Source organism: Moorena sp. SIO1G6 (assembly GCF_010672795.1).
GTDB classification, from domain to species: Bacteria; Cyanobacteriota; Cyanobacteriia; order Cyanobacteriales; family Coleofasciculaceae; genus Moorena; species Moorena producens.
On the sequence record NZ_JAAHFZ010000003.1, the window covers coordinates 144,560 to 163,137 of the forward strand.

Annotated in this window: 17 protein-coding genes; 7 read left to right on the plus strand and 10 right to left on the minus strand. The window is 43.4% G+C overall.

From position 1 onward, the window contains the following. Positions 1 to 163 precede the first annotated feature (163 nt). Positions 164 to 382 carry a hypothetical protein gene (locus F6K63_RS04910; protein WP_137985595.1) on the minus strand — a complete coding sequence of 73 codons (219 nt, stop codon included), beginning with the start codon at positions 380 to 382 and terminating at the stop codon, positions 164 to 166. Continuing rightward, positions 375 to 869 (minus strand): NAD(P)H-quinone oxidoreductase subunit N, encoded by a 495-nt coding sequence (locus tag F6K63_RS04915; protein WP_071105201.1) that lies wholly within the window; start codon positions 867 to 869, stop codon positions 375 to 377. The genes F6K63_RS04910 and F6K63_RS04915 overlap by 8 nt, the downstream gene beginning before the upstream one ends. A gap of 372 nt (positions 870 to 1,241) precedes the next feature. On the opposite strand from F6K63_RS04915, the gene F6K63_RS04920 reads away from it, so the two are divergent. Then, positions 1,242 to 2,615 carry a hypothetical protein gene (locus F6K63_RS04920; protein WP_071105202.1) on the plus strand — a complete coding sequence of 458 codons (1,374 nt, stop codon included), beginning with the start codon at positions 1,242 to 1,244 and terminating at the stop codon, positions 2,613 to 2,615. Then, positions 2,599 to 2,772 carry a hypothetical protein gene (locus F6K63_RS04925; RefSeq protein WP_271968627.1) on the plus strand — a complete coding sequence of 58 codons (174 nt, stop codon included), beginning with the start codon at positions 2,599 to 2,601 and terminating at the stop codon, positions 2,770 to 2,772. The genes F6K63_RS04920 and F6K63_RS04925 overlap by 17 nt, the downstream gene beginning before the upstream one ends. A 47-nt stretch (positions 2,773 to 2,819) precedes the next feature. On the opposite strand, the gene F6K63_RS04930 is transcribed toward F6K63_RS04925, so the two are convergent. After that, on the minus strand, positions 2,820 to 3,917 hold the full coding sequence (locus F6K63_RS04930) for an endonuclease/exonuclease/phosphatase family protein (RefSeq protein ID WP_287311057.1): 1,098 nt from the start codon (positions 3,915 to 3,917) through the stop codon (positions 2,820 to 2,822). Positions 3,918 to 4,171: 254 nt separating this feature from the next. Here F6K63_RS04930 and F6K63_RS04935 point away from each other — a divergent pair, with 254 nt between their 5' ends. After that, positions 4,172 to 4,321 carry a hypothetical protein gene (locus F6K63_RS04935; RefSeq protein ID WP_287311058.1) on the plus strand — a complete coding sequence of 50 codons (150 nt, stop codon included), beginning with the start codon at positions 4,172 to 4,174 and terminating at the stop codon, positions 4,319 to 4,321. Here F6K63_RS04935 and F6K63_RS04940 read toward each other — a convergent pair. From F6K63_RS04940 to iscB, 3 genes are all read right to left on the minus strand, one after another. Next, positions 4,300 to 5,451 (minus strand): SpoIID/LytB domain-containing protein, encoded by a 1,152-nt coding sequence (locus F6K63_RS04940; RefSeq protein ID WP_193431592.1) that lies wholly within the window; start codon positions 5,449 to 5,451, stop codon positions 4,300 to 4,302. The two genes, F6K63_RS04935 and F6K63_RS04940, sit on opposite strands and share 22 nt — an antisense overlap. 85 nt (positions 5,452 to 5,536) lie before the next feature. Continuing rightward, entirely contained in the window at positions 5,537 to 6,292 is a 756-nt protein-coding gene (locus F6K63_RS04945) for a 5'-methylthioadenosine/S-adenosylhomocysteine nucleosidase family protein (protein ID WP_287311060.1), read from the minus strand. A gap of 70 nt (positions 6,293 to 6,362) precedes the next feature. After that, positions 6,363 to 7,634 (minus strand): RNA-guided endonuclease IscB, encoded by a 1,272-nt coding sequence (gene iscB / locus F6K63_RS04950; protein ID WP_008190703.1) that lies wholly within the window; start codon positions 7,632 to 7,634, stop codon positions 6,363 to 6,365. A gap of 696 nt (positions 7,635 to 8,330) precedes the next feature. Between iscB and proX the strand changes: the two genes are divergently transcribed. The 4 genes from proX to F6K63_RS04970 all read left to right on the plus strand — a co-directional run bounded on the left by proX (position 8,331) and on the right by F6K63_RS04970 (position 12,653). Beyond that, positions 8,331 to 10,328, plus strand: coding sequence for a glycine betaine/L-proline ABC transporter substrate-binding protein ProX (gene proX, locus F6K63_RS04955; protein ID WP_287311062.1), 1,998 nt, complete (start codon positions 8,331 to 8,333; stop codon positions 10,326 to 10,328). A gap of 303 nt (positions 10,329 to 10,631) precedes the next feature. After that, a complete protein-coding gene (locus F6K63_RS04960) occupies positions 10,632 to 11,357 on the plus strand; it encodes a class I SAM-dependent methyltransferase (RefSeq protein ID WP_287311064.1) in 726 nt (241 codons plus the stop codon). 183 nt (positions 11,358 to 11,540) lie between these two features. Further along, positions 11,541 to 12,053, plus strand: a complete 513-nt coding sequence (locus F6K63_RS04965; RefSeq protein ID WP_008190697.1) for an N-acyl amino acid synthase FeeM domain-containing protein — start codon at positions 11,541 to 11,543, stop codon at positions 12,051 to 12,053. A gap of 147 nt (positions 12,054 to 12,200) precedes the next feature. Beyond that, positions 12,201 to 12,653, plus strand: a complete 453-nt coding sequence (locus tag F6K63_RS04970; RefSeq protein ID WP_008190695.1) for a helix-turn-helix domain-containing protein — start codon at positions 12,201 to 12,203, stop codon at positions 12,651 to 12,653. A 92-nt stretch (positions 12,654 to 12,745) separates the two neighbouring features. Here F6K63_RS04970 and F6K63_RS04975 read toward each other — a convergent pair whose 3' ends face one another. The 4 genes from F6K63_RS04975 to F6K63_RS04990 form a co-directional block, all read right to left on the minus strand. Next, positions 12,746 to 13,873 carry an AEC family transporter gene (locus F6K63_RS04975; RefSeq protein WP_287311065.1) on the minus strand — a complete coding sequence of 376 codons (1,128 nt, stop codon included), beginning with the start codon at positions 13,871 to 13,873 and terminating at the stop codon, positions 12,746 to 12,748. A gap of 5 nt (positions 13,874 to 13,878) precedes the next feature. Continuing rightward, positions 13,879 to 14,814, minus strand: a complete 936-nt coding sequence (locus F6K63_RS04980) for an iron-containing redox enzyme family protein (protein ID WP_287311067.1) — start codon at positions 14,812 to 14,814, stop codon at positions 13,879 to 13,881. Between the two features lie 535 nt (positions 14,815 to 15,349). Beyond that, complete coding sequence (locus tag F6K63_RS04985; RefSeq protein ID WP_287311068.1) at positions 15,350 to 16,603, minus strand: hypothetical protein; 1,254 nt, start codon at positions 16,601 to 16,603, stop codon at positions 15,350 to 15,352. 185 nt (positions 16,604 to 16,788) lie between these two features. Continuing rightward, complete coding sequence (locus F6K63_RS04990) at positions 16,789 to 18,441, minus strand: Ppx/GppA phosphatase family protein (protein WP_287311069.1); 1,653 nt, start codon at positions 18,439 to 18,441, stop codon at positions 16,789 to 16,791. Positions 18,442 to 18,578 lie beyond the last annotated feature (137 nt).

Below are 18,578 nucleotides of genomic sequence, written 5' to 3' on the forward strand. Positions count from 1 at the left end.
TTTGACTAGTCACGGGGTTGGGTATCTAGAAATATCAGCATTCAGCTATCAGCATTCAGCTATCAGCTTTCGGCTATCAGCATTCAGCTATCAGCATTCAGCTATCAGCATTCAGCTATCAGCATTCAGCTATCAGCATTCAGCTATCAGCTTATGCCTTAGGTCACAGCGTCGAAGCCTGTTCCACGCTACTGTTCGCGCAGCGTGCGCGTAGCGCAATCGGTGCTTTTGAATAAAATAAGCTGACCGCTGACCGCTGACCGCTGACCGCTGACCGCACCTCAAGTAGCACCATCTGTAGCGCATTAGCTGATAGCTGATACGCGACACGCTGATACGCGACACGCTGATAGCTGACGTCATTGATACTGAGACTAGACATTGGCTACAGAAACGAGTCCTGGCAAAGTCTCTTTGAGGGGTTGCCAACGGAAAGCACGATCCCCTCCCATCTCTAGGATTACTTTTACTCGTGGTTCTTGCTGGGGCAATGTCGTTAAATACTCAACTTCTTGACTAGATAGAATAATTCCTTCAATAATCCACAGCACCAACCCTTTAGAGTTGGGATATAGGGCTGAGAGTTGGTAGTTTACCAAGGGCGGCAGGTAGTAAACATCACCGACTGCAGCTGATTTACCCATATTTTTCTTGCCCAGATGAGGAGGGCGAACACCGTGAATTCCAGTTAGATAAGCAGCTGGATCCCCTAGTCCTTTGGCAGTAATGGAAACGGTGGTATAGCCAGCAGCCCGCAAACGCCGCTGATAACGACCTTCAAACCCACCTTCTAATGGTGCATAAACTGCTAATGCACCAGACTTTTCTAGTGCCCGGATGAATGACTTGCCGGTGGTGATCAGTGCCATTGCTACCTCTGCTTCTCCCTTAAGTTTTGTTAACTCCTGTCAGCCTCCTATTATAAGGGACTGTTGGCAAATTACCTCCAAGGTGATGGCAAGAGGGCAAGGTATTGGAAGTGGGGCAACAGCAGCACAAATCTGACCGCTTTTCAAGAATCAATAAGGATTTCAGTATAAAAAAACCTGCTCAAAATTGCCAAATTCAAAAAAAACTATACTAGAGATAGTAGGGAAATTTACATAGATCTAGCAGATGGCATTCATCGTATCCCATGGATACATAGTATGTTTTCCGGTTCGGTGATGTCCGACCTGTCCGACCTTTCTGTTTGATAAAGCTATTATCTTTGAGCGCAACAAGTATTATAAAACATAATTATGGCTCCCTTACCCACCATCATGAAAGCTGTTGAGCAGCTAGGCTACCGCGTCACTGTTGGGGATGTTGCTGCCCAAGTGGGTTTAAACATCCATCAAGCCGAGCAAGGTTTACTTGTCCTGGCCTCGGAAGTAGGTGGACATTTACAAGTGGCAGAGTCAGGGGATATTGCTTATCTGTTTCCCAAAAACTTTCGCGCTATTCTCCGCAACAAGTTCTTAAAGCTACGGTTGCAAGCATGGTGGGAAAAGGTTTGGGGTGTTCTATTTTACCTGATTCGGATTTCTTTCGGGATTTTCCTAGTGCTTTCCATTGTGTTGATGATTGTTGCGATCGCATTTATTGTTCTGAGCCTCAAAGCTGGCAGTGACAATGATTCTGGCGGAGGAGGTGGAGGAGGAAGTAGTCGTTCTGGTGGTGGTGGCGGTGGCATCGTGTTTTTGCCTCGTTTCTGGATTGGACCGGATCTGTTTTGGTGGTTCAACCCATCTTACTCCCACAATAATTATCCCTCGAGACGGCGAAATTCCCGTTCTAACCAGGATGACGACTATGAGATGAATTTTTTAGAAGCTGTGTTCTCCTTTCTGTTTGGTGATGGCAATCCCAATAGTGATTTAGAAGAACGTCGCTGGCAAACTATTGGTTCTGTGATTCGTAACTCCGGGGGGGCTGTGGCAGCTGAACAGATTGCTCCCTATCTTGATGACCTTGGAGAAAGCTACCAGCGGGAGTCTGAAGACTATATGTTACCGGTACTAATCCGATTCGACGGACGCCCAGAAGTTAGCCCGTCAGGGGATATTGTCTATCACTTCCCTAAATTGCAGACAACTGCTGCCAAACAGAATCAACAACCGGTGCCAGCTTATCTTCGTGCCAAGATATGGGAGTTTTCTCAGGCAAGGAGTGAGCAGATTATGCTGGCAATTGGGTTAGGGAGTGTAAACTTTGTTCTAGCATTAGTCCTCGGTTCCCTGTTGCAGGGGGGTGAGATTGCTGCACAGCTAGGGGGATTTGTACTATTTGTGGAGCTAATTTACCCTCTGTTATTGGCTTATGGCGTAGGATTCTTGGCCATACCGTTGCTTCGATATTTCTGGGTTCAGTGGAAAAAGGAGCAGATTAGAACTCAGAATCGAGAACGGCAGGAAAATGCGATCGCACTTAATCAACCGGATGAAGCTTTACAGAACAAGATTGCCTATGCCCAACAGTTTGCCGATCAAAATGTGATTCGGGAAGACAATTTGGTTTATAGCAGTGAGAAGGATTTATTGGATCAGGATATCGAAAGGAAAGATCAAATTGATGCGGAGTGGGAACAGCGTTTAGAGTTAGGGTCTACTCAGAATCTTGACACAACTAACTAATTACGTAAGTATTCAGCGGTCAGCGGTCAGCGGTCAGCGGTCAGCGGTCAGCTTTGTGGAACAGGCTTTGGCCTTGGCCTTTTGGCCTTTTGGCCACGCTACGCGAACGGCCACGCTACGCGAATGGCCACGCTGTGCGAACGAGGCTGTGACGTAACTCAGATTTGATTCAAAATCTGACTTCTAACTTCTAACTTCTAACTTCTAACTTCTAACTTCTGACTTCTGACTTCTAACTTCTGACTTCTGACTTCTAACTTCTGACTTCTGACTTGCCCGTAGCGCTATATCAGTAATTACCGGGAGATGATCGGAACCAAGATCAGGGCCAGTTCTCATCTTGATCACCTTAACATCTCGACTGACTAAACAGTGGTCTACAGGAATAGCTAACCAAGGGTTGGCTGGTGAAAATTTTGATAAAGTTGGTAGAATCCCAAACCCAGCACGAGCGTCACGCAATCGAGAACTTTCAATTAGACTTTTATAGTAGGGTGACCACATCGTAACGTTTAAATCACCAATTAGCACCACTGGCTTTTCAATTTGTCTGATATAATTCCCAATCTCTTCTTCTAAATCTTGATTGCGCCACTGCCAACCTTGCTTTTCCAAATCCCCTTGCTTACCAAAATCCCCTTGGTTTCCAAAATCCTCTTGCTTTCCAAAATAAAATTGTGGATAGGAGTGAGTAACAATGACTGAAGCGTCTGCCCCAGCAATCCTTAAATCTAATTTGACCAGACCACGAGATTTTCCGTATTCCAGAATTTCTGATTCTTGTAATGGTAAACGACTGTATACTTCAATTTTAAGTTCTGGAATACTGATATTATAGGGTAAAACCTCTCTTAAAGCTTCTAATTGTTCAGGCCAAGGGTCTTTGGCTTCTAAAAAAGCAGCAATAGTCGGCTTTTCTTCTTTCACCAGAGCAATAGCATCACCATACTGGGTATTGGAAAACGAGACATTGAACAGAAACAGACCCATGGGTTCACCGGAAGCGCCAAAGCTTAGTTTAGGTATATACCAAGGAATGATTTCTGTCAAGTTAATTAATAAGCAAAATAACGTGACTATCAACCAAAGTTTACGGCGAGTTAGGGCAAAATAACTTAATGGTAATGCCCCTAATCCCAGATATTGATGTTTAAAATTAGTAGTGAATTCTAAGTAGATGTTATCTCTAAAAAAATAGCTAGTTATGGAGAGTAAGGTAACAACAATAGATAAACTTATGAATAACGATAAAATCCAGTTGTTTAATACCTTAACTAATGGATTATAATTTGAGGTAGTCATAAACTCTGCCTCTACCGTACTTGTTATGCTAAATAAACAGTCTGTAATAGGGAACAGGGAACAGGGAATAGGGAACAGTGGGAAGAGGCCGTATTCATAAATTTTTTTTAGTTGAATAGCCTAAGTTTACTGGAACTTTAGCACAAAAGGTACTGAATAACCATTACTCTAAGCTGTTTAAATTTAACAACTGGTTCTCTTGATTAGATTAGGTATATAGGGAGAGGTAGGAGGGTTTTAAGATTTTTGAATAATTGAGCAATAGGCAATTTAAAGCAACACCAGCTTACTCCCTACTCCCTACTCCCTACTCCCTACTCCCTACTCCCTACTCCCTATTGCCTATTGCTAGCATGCCTATTGCCTTGCGCGTAGCGCCATATCAATCCATCTGGGATAGTTGAGCACTAGAGTAATAGTGACTCAAAATTTGTAGGTAATTCAATCCCCGACGGGCTAAGTTGTAGGCTCCCCACTGACTTAATCCTAATCCGTGACCATAACCACGACCGTTGAATTGGAAACCATTTTCGGTTTGAGACACCGTAAACAGCCGACTTTTCAGACCTAGGATTTTGCGTAATTCCTTGCCCTTAATAGTCTTTGTATTCCTACTGCCTTCTACTTTAAGAGTGATCACTCTGCCTCGGGGTGTCCTCTCCACTGGGGTCATGGCGATAATATTACCAACACCAGGAATCTTCTGGCTCAGTTGACTAGCAGAAAAGCTTTTTGTCCACTGGTAGACTGGTGTGCCCTGATCGTAATCAGGTACACCCTGTAGGTAAGGAATCGGTTCACTCCACCAAATATCTTCTACATTTTCTGTATGTCCTCCAGACGCAGCATGGAAAACAGCGAGAATCACTTTATTACCATACGTCATTATCTGTCCCGCTGTACCATTAACTGCTTGATGGGTGGTTACTGTTTCGCTATTTAGACCTTTGTAAACTTGCCAGCGCTGGGTATCCCCTACATCATAGATATCACTCTTGGATTTGCTCCGTTGATGGAGCACATAGGAACGAGCTGCTACTGCTTGGGCTTTCAAGGCTTCTATAGGCCAACTGGGACTCATTTCTGCGCCAATGACACTATAGAGATAGTGTTCTAAATCAACATGGTTGACTGCTGTTAGCTTATTGTCAGAACTAACCAGTCGAGTGCGTCCCCGGTACCAGCGATCGCCTATCCAAACATAACCATTGTCTTTCGGTTCAATCCAGAGGGATTTCCCTTGCCACTGACCTAACTTAATTCCACTACCGTTAGTTTCCGCAGTCATACCCGCCATGGCGTTTAAGTTTCCCACGGCTTGACCTGTCCCATCTCGGACAATAGCTGTGGTGGAACTCCCCAAGGTTACCTGTTTGACTCCCTGCTCAACCGCTACCCGCAGTTCTAGCGCTGCCTGAACTGGTGCGATTAGAACCATCCACAATAAAAAAGAGAGCCACCAATGACGCCCTCCTAGAACAATGATTGACTTGAGCATAGATACAATAAAGATGGGAAAGCCTTTTGATGCCATATTCACTAATTACTGATTACTTATACGAAGACGAATCGTCTTGTCCTGATTAACAGCGATTCCATCTTACTCTCAGTTGTTCCAATCAGACTTCTGTTGTTGAGGCTTGACGGTTAGAGAAAAGTCTAATACTTAATTCCTCTAAGACTTTCAACCCTCGTAGGGAACCTCGAATTAGTCTAGTAGCTGCTATTGGTTGCTTTAGCATACCCATGGCTAAGGGCAAGGGTTTCAATGATCCATCAGCACTAATGGCTGAGGTAAGGTCTGGGATATTGTAATAGCTATCATCACTAATTACTCTTACCATTGCTACAGCAAATCCTTTGGCATTAAGTACCGATAGGGTAGCAAATCCTTCCATATCCACTACGTCAGCTTGGTAGCTCTGACCGAGTTGACGCTTTTCTAAGCTAGACCAAATTATGCGATCGCTACTCAATCCCCTCACTAAATTAGCCTTTTTGCCCAGTTGCTGCTGAACTAAGCTAGTCAGTTGGCTGCAGCACTGTTGCACCAGTGGTTCAGGTCTATCTTGGTTTCGGTCGATAGCAACACAATCGTTATACACAACAATATCACCAACGGAATAGTTAGGAGATAAGCTGCCACACAATCCCATCAAAAGTACTTGAGGTTGGGAGTGCTTAGGAAAATTTGTTGTAGTTTGTAACCATGTTTCTAGATACTGAGTTACAGGCTCTGCTCCTATCGGAATAGATAGAATCCGAGGTAATGGACGACCAGTAATCTGGTTGATTCCTCGACAAATTGCTTGATATTCTGCTCCTTGGGGAACAAGAATGATCGTGACCGGAATAGTTAGTTGGGAAAGGTTCATCTATCCGCCTTTCTGGAGACTCCCGCTATAATCTTTGACCCACGCGGTGAGAGGAAAGGGAGGACAGGGTCTAGTTTGTATAAGCATAACCATCCTTCCTGTGAATAAATTGGCAATATTTGTGACTAATTCCTTGTACCAGCCCTAATTTAGTTGAGATGTTGAAAGATCCTGATTTTCGAGTGGCTACTCGCCCAACGTAAGTACCGACCTTCTTTCCTTTAGTTACCACGGCGCGGACAATATCTCCTGTCTGAAAACCTTTGTGAAACTTGATTCTGGAGCAATGACGAATAGGAAAGCCATACTTGTTGGTTCTACAGAGCTGACGAGTACCGTGTCCCTTGGCAGTTATTATCAAAGGATGGGTTACTTCAACAATCAATGTTTCAACTTTTCCAACATTGGCCGCATCCAACCAATGAGTTTTGGGAAGATTTTGGCGGCACCTATTGAATTTTGTTAATCCGCCGCTACCCACTTCAACAGGCAATCCTATTGATTTCAATTCGTGGTACAACTTCCAGCGAGTTGAATTGACAGAAGCCGCATCAACCAGGGGGCGTTTAGCTTGACTCAGTATGCGTTTCAAGATACTAGGCTTCAAAGACAAGAAAAGCTCAATGTCTTGGTTAGATTTAGCCTGGTTACATGGATGACACGCAATGGTCAAATTAGAAGCCCGATCGGAACCACCTTTAGATAATGGTTTAATGTGTTCAATTTCTAGCTGAATACCTGTTGCTCCACAATAAGCACATTTGCGATTCCATTTTTCAAGTAAATATTCCCGAAGTTCGTAACCGTAAAGTGTACCCTGCTGATACTCAATCCCAGAGATTTCAGGATTTTGCAGTTTTTGAGTGTCAAATCTGACTAACTCTTGAGATATGCCTGCAACAGGACATAGTCGAGTCAGTTTTTTAACCCAAGTTAAAATATTTTGAACTCTAGACATCAGACTAGGGGGTAGCCAACCTTCTGGTCTGGTTCTATTAAGAAATCTGGGCTTGCGGTATCGAGTTTTTCGATTCCGTCTACTGCTCCTTAATTGCCTACGAAAGTTCAACGCATCTCGTATTTGAAAGCCCCTATGGGTAAGTTCGGCTCCCCAGATTACTCGTTCCCCATGGACAATAGCTAGACCGCTTGTTTTTGCGCCAGGGTCTATTTTTAATTGATGCTCGTGAGTGATTGGTTCCTTTATTTCCTCCCTCAAAACTATGGTGAATGGGTAACGACGATAGACCTTTGCTTTACCCGTTGAAAGCAAAATTCTTGCTCTTGCAGGTTTACAGGGGTCTAAAGGTTGTAGGTTCTTATTGAGTACAAATACACGCATAATTGTGCATTCTCCTATTGCTAGGGTAAGGTTAGCTTCGTCAATGTTATTTCTCGGTACTTTCCCAATTACACTGGCCTAACTCAACTACGCCTGTTTAATAATTGGGTTCTAGAGCTGGGGACTAGCTACGCATCCCCAGGTAGGAATTTAAACGCTTGAAAATAACGTAGTTCTCTAAGAACTCAGACTGGTCAACTAAGAGCTTTCACAAGCTCCCGCTATACTCGTGGGTGAGTTAGCGGTGAGTTATTGACGGAACATTGCTAGTGTTTGATGACGTGATTTTATTATAACATAAAAATAAATTTATATTATAACATATTTTTATAATTTTTGTTACAAATTTTCTAGGCAGCAGGGAGTAGGGAGTGTGGAAAGTTTGGGGATAACTTCTAGATTTGAGCCGAATTAGTGATCGTAAACCAGTAGAAAATTATGACATTTATAACATTTATCACTTTTTTTAGGGTGCTATAGAGCTATCAGCTAAAGCGCTACGCGCACGCTACGCGAACAGCTGACGGCTGACAGCTGACGGCTGACAAGATAACTATAAAGGAAAAGAAAACGCTGACTAGTCAATCAATTTGCTCATCAATCTCATGCCAGCGGAGTTGATATTACCCATTACCAACCCCTGACAAAATAAATGCTCCCTGGCATGATAATATTAAAAAAAATACTGGTATTGTTGTGTTGAAATCCTTGACTCTATCTGTTTTCCTGACCGCCAAGAGCCAAGGAGGTCTAGATATTGTACTGAACCCCTTTGAGCTTTATACCTTACCCCTCCAGCAGTGGATTACTGCTGCAGTGAATTTCCTGGTTGACAATTTTCGTCCTTTCTTTCAAGGGATTAGTCTACCGATTAGCATCACCCTGGAGAGTATAGAATGGCTGTTGCTATCGATTCCTCCATTAATTTTACTGATTCTGATTGCCTTGATAGCATGGCAACTGGCTGGTGGCAGAATTGCGATTTATAGCGTTGCTGCTTTGAGCTTGATTGGCTTTTTGGGAGCCTGGACCCAAGCCATGGTATCTCTTTCCCTAGTGGTGACTGCTGTAGTGTTTTGCATGGTGATAGGCATCACCTTCGGTATTGCCTGTGCCAGTAGCGATCGCATTGAGAAAGTGCTGCGACCCCTGCTAGATGCCATGCAAACCCTACCCTCCTTCGTCTATCTTGTCCCAGTAGTGATGTTGTTTGGGATTGGTGCAGTGCCTGGAGTAATGGCAACCTGTGTCTTTGCCATACCCCCCCTGATTCGGTTGACTAACCTAGGGATTCGGCAAGTGTCTACAGAAGTTGTCGAAGCTGCGATCGCATTTGGCTCAACCCCGACACAAATGTTATTTGAAGTCCAAATTCCCCTAGCCATGCCAACCATTCTGGCTGGAGTCAACCAAGCCATCCTCTTAGCCTTATCCATGTCGGTGGTAACCTCCATGATTGGAGTAGGAGGACTTGGACAGATGGTATTGCAAGGACTAGGTCGGGTGAATGTGGGACTAGCTGCTGTCGGAGGATTGAGCATCGTTCTAATCGCAGTGATGCTGGATCGGATCACTCAGATAGTCAGTCAAGGCAACAACCAAATCCCTTGGTTGCAACGAGGACCAATTGGTTTGGTGCGCTCTTCATCAACAGGTCAAAAAGTGACTGGGGCTATTGTTTCAGGAACAGTTTTACTGGCACTCCTGGGTTTTATCACTTGGCAACAACCCTCCCAAGCCCAAGTAACCACAGACTCTAATTTAGCCATGCCTGGTAAAGGGGTGAGCGTACAATCGGTCTATAGCAGCTTGCAAGAAGAACAATTCCAAACCGAAATTGTCAACATCGGTCTGGAAAAACTTGGTTACACTATCAAAGAGCCAAAACAAATTGAATACGTCACCGCTTACCTGGCTTTGGGCAACGGCGACCTAGATTACACTGCTGTCAATTGGGACATCGGTCATAGACCCTTTGTTGAAAAAAGTGGTGGTGATCAGAAGTTAGAACGACTCGGAGTAATCACCTCTGATCTCTGGCAAGGTTATCAGATTGATAAAAAAACTGCTGATAAATACAACATCACTAGCCTAGAGCAACTCAAAGACCCAAAAATCGCTAAACTCTTTGACTCAGATGGGGATGGTAAAGCAAATTTGATTGGCTGTAATTCCGGTTGGTTTTGTGAAATTATGATTGAGCATCATCTTAAAGCTTACGGACTTGAAGACACGGTTGAGCAAGACCAAGGAACCTACTCAGCCTTAATTGTAGATGCCATTACTCGCTACAACCAAGGACAACCAATCCTATACTACACCTGGACTCCCATGTGGATGGCAGCAGTGTTAAAACCAGATCAAGATGTAGTTTGGCTAGAAGTTCCCTTCACTGATCTACCAGAATCGCAAAAAGACTTGACCGCAAAAGATACCTCAGTAAATGGTAAAAATCTGGGATTTGCCATCGATCGGATCCGAATCGTAGCTAATAAGAAATTTGTATCTGCTAACCCAGCCGCCAAGCGCTTGTTTGAACTGATTCATATTCCCGTTCAGGATATCAATACCCAAAATGAATTACTCAACCAGGGTGAAGATAGCTCAAAAGATATCCGTCACCATGCCGAAGAATGGATTGAAAACCATCAAGACCTGTTTGATAGCTGGGTCGAAGACGCTAGAAATGCTTAGAGCGATTAATATCAATCTAGTAAAGATCGGTCTTGTGGCAAGCTCGAACTAGCCATCGGGACTATCAAGAAAGTAAGGCGAGTCCGCAAGACCTGGCACAGCAATGAGCCGTTGTGTCGGGTTTTTTGTAGATTATTGCGAGACAATAACCATTTTACTGTAAAATAAAACCCGTAATTTTGGCTAAGTGCTGACTCCAAATAGAAGTCGGAACTTTTTTCCATGCTTATCCGTAGAGACTAACCCTCAACGAGATAACGTACAAAATTTTCGGTTGTTCATTCATTCCATTTCTAGAAAAAAATGGTCAATCAATATACAGAAATTACCAAATATTACGATTTGTGGGTGACATCTGGTTACTACGATTTTCAGAGCCTAGCTAAAGAAGCCCACTCGATAGTGGGTGATGGTCGTCAAGTTCTAGAGTTGGGTGTAGGAACAGGACTACTAGCTCAAAAGTACATCGAACTCGATCCAACCTGCGAGTTTACGGGAATTGACTTTACCGCATCCATGCTTGAAATTGCCAAACAACGTTTGGGAAATCAGGTTAAATTGATTGAAGCTGATGCCGTAACAATGGACTTAAACGCCAAATTCGATGTAGCGATCTCCAATGGAGGAGTTTGGGGAATTCTTGATCAGGGAGATCAAGCTCAATGGCAATTTGGGGGTCACGTTCCCGGTCTTGAAGCCAATCGTCAAGGGTTAGCAAATGTAGCTCGCCACTTAAAAGAAGGGGGATTATTATTGCTACACCTGCAAAAACCCCATGATGACTTTGACAAATACCTAGGTGAAGGGATTGTTTATTCCCAGTGTATTACAGAAGGGGAAGATACACCAAAATATTATACCTTTGAAAAAAGGTATTTATTTAAAAAAGATGGAGAAATTGTAGCTCAAGAACAAATCACAATTACCGTTTTTAAACCGGAAACTACTCGTCAACTCTTAACAGAAGCGGGATTTGATTTTCAAGGCACGAACAATGGCGATCGCTTTGCAATTTACAAAAAGCGGTAATCTTCAATGACGGTTTATAAAATTAAAATTAAGCATCTCAGCCCTCTGGGTTTTTCTTGGCTATTACTCATCAGGATGACAGAATTACGTTAACAGTGATTCAGTCCTATTTACCATGGCTTTATCGAGGGGAAGTGGTTAAAAAATTCCCTGTTTTAACAGACTAGAACAAAACGACTATCCATGACCATTTCGATTCGACAGGTTAGCATCTCTGAGGAATTAGACTTGTGCCATCAAATGCAGGTCTCCATCTTTCACCAGGAGTTAGAGTTGTTCGGGATGCAGATACCTGATGACTACGATCCTGTCTCAGTGTATATACAAATTCTTGATTCCAACGCTGTTGTGGGAACTTACCGAATTGTCTTCCCTAACAACTCTCTTGGACTACCGATAGAGGAAAGTGGGTTTGACCTCAAGCAGTTTGATCAAAAAAAAGTCTGTGAAATGTCACGTCTGGTCGTCCTCAAAGAAAAGCGAGGAAAAATCCCCTTTAATCAGATTATTTCTTCAGCTGTTAGGGTAGCCAACCAGCATAATGCCTCGATTATGCTGGTTGCGCTTTTACCTCATAATCTTCCCCTGTTTAAAAGGTATGGCTTCTCACAGGTGGGACCACCACTATATGATCCCTCTGTTAAGTCTACCTACACCAAAGACCCGAGCATCATCCCCATGCAAATCCATATTTGATCACAATGATGTCGAAAACTTCAATTTAGATTCCCCTTGAGCTGAGGAGGTGTTTGTAAATAAATATTAACAATAATTGACAAACACCTCCTCAGCTAACTTTTTGATTTATAATAGTGATATCGGAAGAGTAAAGGAAAAGCACTCATGAACAAGTCCGTTTGTACTACTGAAGCCGCTTCTCTGTTAGGTATTTCTTCTCGACGCTTGCGTCAACTCCTCAATGATGGTCGCGTCCGGGGTGCTTATAAAAGCGGAAAATTCTGGATTATTCCCCTGTTCAACCATCTGCCTCAAATCATTGAGAAGAAGCGTGGACCAAAGGGCAAATGGCGTACCACTCGTCCTCCTGCTCTGGCCAAAATCAATGTCAACCGCAATCGGATTGGCAGCAACAATCACAAAAGTCCCGAAGAGCGTCAGCCAGTCATTTCAGTAAAACGAAGCGGCAACAATCTCTACGGCAATCAAGTCGAAATCCTCGGTCCTTGTCGGATTGTCTATCAGCCCGATAAGCCACTGGGTTGTGGCGCTCGTCTGTGGATCGAAACCTTTAGTGATATCCATTTCATTGGTGGCAGTTTTCCTGCTACTGCCTAATGGTCACTACCAAAATTAAATCATAGCGTTTCTCGCAGTTATGAGGTACAGTCTTCTGTGACGTTGATTCTGTGTCTTGATGCAACCCATCGCTATTCCCGATTCTCTCTTCCCGATTCTCTCTTCCCGATTCCCGATTCCCGATTCCCGATTCCCGATTCCCGATTCCCGATTCCCTTTGCTATCCTGAACAGGAGCAAAAGGATAGTTCCGACTAATCCCAGATGGGACGGTGAGATAAAAAACTCGCTATTAGAAAAAATAATCAAATTCACAGCAATCGATATCGGAATAGAAGTGGTCAGTAATCCTAGAGCAAATTCCGTATCAAATGTCGGGTTAGTACGCCGATGTTGCTCTTGGTCGAGCATATTAATCTGGGAAGCGTACAGCAATGGCCACAAACTGCACCCGCTTTGGGGGAAAACTACAGCTAGTAACATTTCTGCCAATGTATCTGGTTTAAACAAAATCAGTACTGCTGCACTAAACCAGAATCCTGCTGCTGAGCGGACGAGTAAAATTAGTAAAATTTTCCGTAATTGTAAGGTTTTCGGCTTCAGAGAAATCCCTACAAAAAACAGAATCATGGGAGTAGTGCAAGCCGCTAACCGTTGCAGGGCCTGCAACACTATTTCTGGGATAAGTGTTTTACCTAGATTTAATGCTCCTATGGACAAACCCAGTAACAACGCTAAATTTGCTGGTTCTTGGATCAGTGTCAATCCAATCCTTTTAAATTTGCTGAAATTGATGTGGAAATTATCAACACTGCGTTGGTGTAGATAGATAGCTAAAGCATAAAGACCGATTAGCACAAAACATTTATTCCCTACATCCATCAACCCGGCTAGAGCTAGTCCTTGCTCACCTAAAAATTCCTGAGTAAACGGATAAACTGTTAAGCCAGGAGCCAAAGAGGCAAACATCAATATCAACGAGCGGGCTTTGGCTTTTTCTTTGCTAGGAATCACCAAACCTGTCAAGAACCATCCAATTCCTAACAAGAAGACATTGATAGCAAGTCCGAAAGCCGGTAGAGAGAGTAAGCCTTGACTTATATCAATTTTGATCGTGGATAGGAATAGAGCAGCAGGCAGTAAGGCATTGATAATTAACGTTTTAATGGCACCAACTGCTACAGGTTTTTGAAATTTCCCTTTCAGAGCATAACCAACAGCAATGAAAAGCACTAGGGGGATGACTTTATCAATAGCCAAAGTCCTCAACCTTTACTGGATTTAACAGTGTCTTGACGCAGCAGTACCAATTCTCGATCCAAATCATCGTAAAATCCCTGACGAGCTCTTACTGCCATGGCCACGCCCTGCCATACTTGCCAAAGGGTTTGGGGAGAATTAGCGGTCTGCTCAATCACATCTAAGATTTCCTCAGCATGGTCTTGATCACAGTCGCAGTGAACGGCAAAGAATTCTTGTCCTTTTGTGGAAATACCCAGTTTTTTCAGACCTGCTAAAATCAGTTGGTTTTCATAGGGTAGGATAGATTCCGTGAAAGCCAGTATCCCCAATCCAAAGGCAGCGGGGTATTGGAAGCAAGCAGTTGTGTAGATTTGCAGGTAGCGTTGGGTTCCTGGTAGTAAATCTTGTGATGACTTAGGTAGAGGTATGGACTGACCTGGTGCGATCGCTGATAATTCTTCAAATAACTGCTGCCACATTTGAGGATGGGGTTTGCTATGGCCAGGTTTCCCCGATAATCCGTGTTCTTCATAGAGATTCTTTAATAAAGGGATTCGGGTTTGGGGTGTAGGTAACTTAGAAGCAACAGCAGTGAGCCAATTGGGGAAACACCAACTAATCAGATAACGCTGCTTGAGCCAAGTTTCTAGGTTACGACTTACGCCAGTTTCCCTGATTAAACAGGATAATCGGGGATGATCAGCAACTAAGACTCCTAATTTTTGATCAGTAGTGGGTAAATCCTCTAGGTGAGTGTGCCTTAACGGTGGATTTTGGAAACTCAGCAACCAGGGATGCTGGAGTAGAGCATGATTTCGGGCATAATGGGGAATTTGCTGGGGAGAACCCAGACTTTGGATGGTAGCGATGGAAACGGTGTTGGCTGATTCGGCTTGGGTGGGTCTATCTAACTCCTGCGAGACCTGTAGAGTCCGCATATATTCTAGAAAGTCTTGCATGACCTAATTTCACTAGTAGTAATAGTGTTTTTACTGTTTTCTACAATGAAAGCTTAGTCCCAACAGGAAGAAGTCAGAAGTCAGAAGTCTGAAGTCTGAAGTCTGAAGTCAAACTCTGGCGCTTACTTTGGGCTTCCACACTTATACAGCAAGCCCGAATTATGATTTCATGGCGGTTTAGTCAGATTAACGGTTTTACTATACCGATAACGCTCGGATTAATACGGTGTAGGTGATTGTGAAAAAGGTTTCGCCCCCCACCTGGCGTGTCTTCTTGCCTCGGAGATCCCCCTAAATCCCCCTTAAAAAAGCTATGCTTTATAAACATCTTTCTTAACATAAAACTTGACAAAAAGAGTCAAGTGTGCATAGAGAGGCGATCGCCCTAAATTGACAAAAAGAGTTAAGTGTGTATAAGAGTGCGATCGCTAATCTTGGTATAATTCTGGTATCATTCTAACTTGATAGGTCGTCTTGACAATTTCTGACCTATCTTTTTTTACCATAATTCGCTCAATTTAATATATATCAAGGTTTACGGGGCGCTTGTCGCCCCCCCAGCAATATCACCTGGGGTGACAATTGCTTGGACAACAATTTTATTGGCAGTTGAAGTCCCATTAGTCACAAAAAAAGTTTGCCTGGAACCAAAGCTTTTCGCTGCTAAATTTTGAGCCTCCTTTAGGGGACCAGTAGGATGTAGTAATGAGTCTAATCCTCCACTGGTTGCTGAAGTTTCTGCTAAAAATAGATTTTGACCGTAGAACTCTCCCATATCCTGAATCCAATCAGACTTAAAGATGGAATTTCCCCGGGAAATGGGCATGGCATGAAATACCCCTGTGGGTTCTTTGCTGTAATTTCTTAAGGCATCGAAGAAAGGGGTTTCGTAACGTTTTTCGATGCCTTGAATAATACTTAAGTGTACTTCAAGATAGTCTTCCTGATTGTAGAAAACGCGGCGGAAATTCTGATGGGTCTCAGCATCCACATCAACCACGGATACATCGCTCAACAAGTATAAATCCAACTCTGGACGTAACTTATGTATAATTTCACCTAAAGTAAGACCTCTCGGTTGGTAATATTCCCCAGCTAATTCAGCTTGTTCTAACCGACTCATGTATTTTTCGAGCAGTGACAAACGGTTGTTTGAGCGCAGGGGAAAGTCGTAGCCGATAACACAGCATTGAATGCTGTGATTCAACATCAAAGCTGTCAGGGCATCTTCAACATTAGAAAGGACGATGATCTGATAAATAAACTTGTCTTTGTTCGAGGATATTTCTGCCAGTTTATGGCGTAATTCTTTTTCTTTTTCCGGTGTCATGTCGTCTTCGACAAATAAGACGGTAAAATCGAGTTGATTAGAGTTTTGATTGTACTTATCGACCGATATAATTTGCTGTCCATCTTTCTGTTCGCTTGCAAAAATCTGATCCATGTATGCTTCGGCATACAGTTCAGCACGGCTAGACATCAAACGTATAATTTGAGTCACTTCCCAGGAAAGTCGGGAATATTCCTGGCGCTCAAAGTGCTGCTGCAATCGTCGAAATGCATTTATCCCTGGAAATTTCCAGTAGAGTTCGATGGGTTCGAGAATTTTGAACCCAGCTGCAATTTTTTCCTTTAAGGTGGAGATATCCTGGCCACAGGCGTCAAGAGATTGCAAACGATCTGTTGACAATTTGAGTTGGCTCCAGATATCAAGACGCATTGGTAAGCTATTTTTATAGCTGCTGATATACAAGCAATCAAGAATGCGAGTACATGAGTTTTTGGACACAGTTATATTGGATTTAGTTATTACGTTGGTTATTATATATAAATTGGTATTATAGCGTTGTAAGCATTCAGCTATCACCCAAAGGCCAAGGCCAAGGCTGATAGCTCAATGCTTACCCTATTGATAATGTATTGATAATCTCTCAATGGCTGATAGCTGAGAGCTGATAGCTGAGAGCTGATAGCTTAATAATGCTGACTACTCTTAGATGCCAAACTCGCCACCACTTTAACTCCAAATTCCTCTTCAAATACCGATTTTTTATAATCAAAATTCCACAGTTCCAAAGCACAATCATCATTCCCAAAAGCGGGAACTAGATCTAGATAAAGTGCCTTATCATCGGAGCGATAATCAGACTTAACTTGCCGAATTGCTCCAATCTGTCTACGGTCTAAAGCAACAGCTAACCGTAACAAAGCACTGAGCTGACTCACCAAGAGACGATGCTCTTGATTGGCCAGATTATTGTAATTCTCATGCTTTTTCTTCGGAGGACTCTTGCGATGGTAACGAGCCAGATTAGCAATGATTTCAATTTCTGGCTCCAGAAAGCCCAACAGTTCAGCATTGCGAATTAAGTAATAAGAATGCTTGTGGTGGGACGAATGACTCACATACACGCCACAGTTGTGTAAAACTGCTGCTGCCCAAAGTAATTCCCGTGCCTGTGTTCCCCAATTGTGGAGTTTTCCTTGGGTTTGGTCAAATAAGCTCAGGGCAAAGTTAGCCACCCGCTGACTATAGTCCAGGTTGACCTGATATTTCCCAGCCACTGCGATTACACTCCTTTCCCTGACCTCATCTTGGTAGCGTAGCCGGTCTTCAATCAATCCATGGGTAAGCATCCAGTCAACGATTAAGCCTTCCCGGAGTGATCGTCCACAAATTATGATCGACTCCATTCCCAGAAGCTTCATGGCTTCTAATAAAATGATTGTGCCAGCAACAATAATTTCTGAACGCCTCTCGGACATCTCTGGCAGGGTTGAGCGTTCAGCCAAACTCATAGCAGCTAAGCGCTTGAGCATTTTTTCCAAATCTTGACGAGTCAGCTCATAACCCGTTAGGGGATTAGGTAACATACCCAGATGTTCATAGGCGTGCATCTTGGCTAGGGTCTCAATAGTGCCAGATGTCCCCACTAAACGAGGCTGTTCACTGAGTTTCAAGTTACCCTGGATGTCGTCAACAGCTCGCTCTAACATTCCCCTGATATAGGCTTGCAAATAGAGAAACTCACTTTGGCTGATGGGGTCTGTAGTTACAAACTCCTTTGTAAGACGAACGGCTCCTATTTTTGTGCTACTTAGGGAACGGGGGTTGTGACTATCCCCGAGGATCAATTCCGTTGAACCACCGCCAATATCAATAATGATATGGGGCTGGTTGTTGAATTCCATAGCCGACAACACACCTAGGTAGATGCGTCGTGCTTCCTCCTGACCAGAAATTAGGTTGACCAATAAACCCAATTCTGTATATACCTGCTGTAAAAAAGCCTGGCCATTCCGAGCTTCCCGCACAGCACTGGTTGCTACAGCAACGATGTTTTCAGCATTGAGGCTGGCTGCCAGTTCCTTGCAGCGTTGTAGAGTTGCGATCGCTCTGTTCATGGCTTCGGGGGTCAACTCACCGGTCCGGGGGTTGCAATTTCCTAACCTGACCGTGTCCTTTTCTTTACCAATAATCGTGAATGCCGGTAGTTTAGGATCAATTCGCACTACCACCATGTGAATGGAATTGGTACCAATATCGATGGCAGCAATAATGCGCTCTTGCTCTTTGTCAGGAGTGGAAACATGTAGGAAAATGTCTTGGGTCAGTGAGTTAACCATATTGATGTATCCTGCTTACAGATATCAACCCGAAACCTATCAATAACGATATCTTTAAGGAGACTAACAAAAAATAGGCACTATCTCCTATTGTGAAATTCCTCTGATTCGAGGAAACAATCCGGAAAATTACCTAC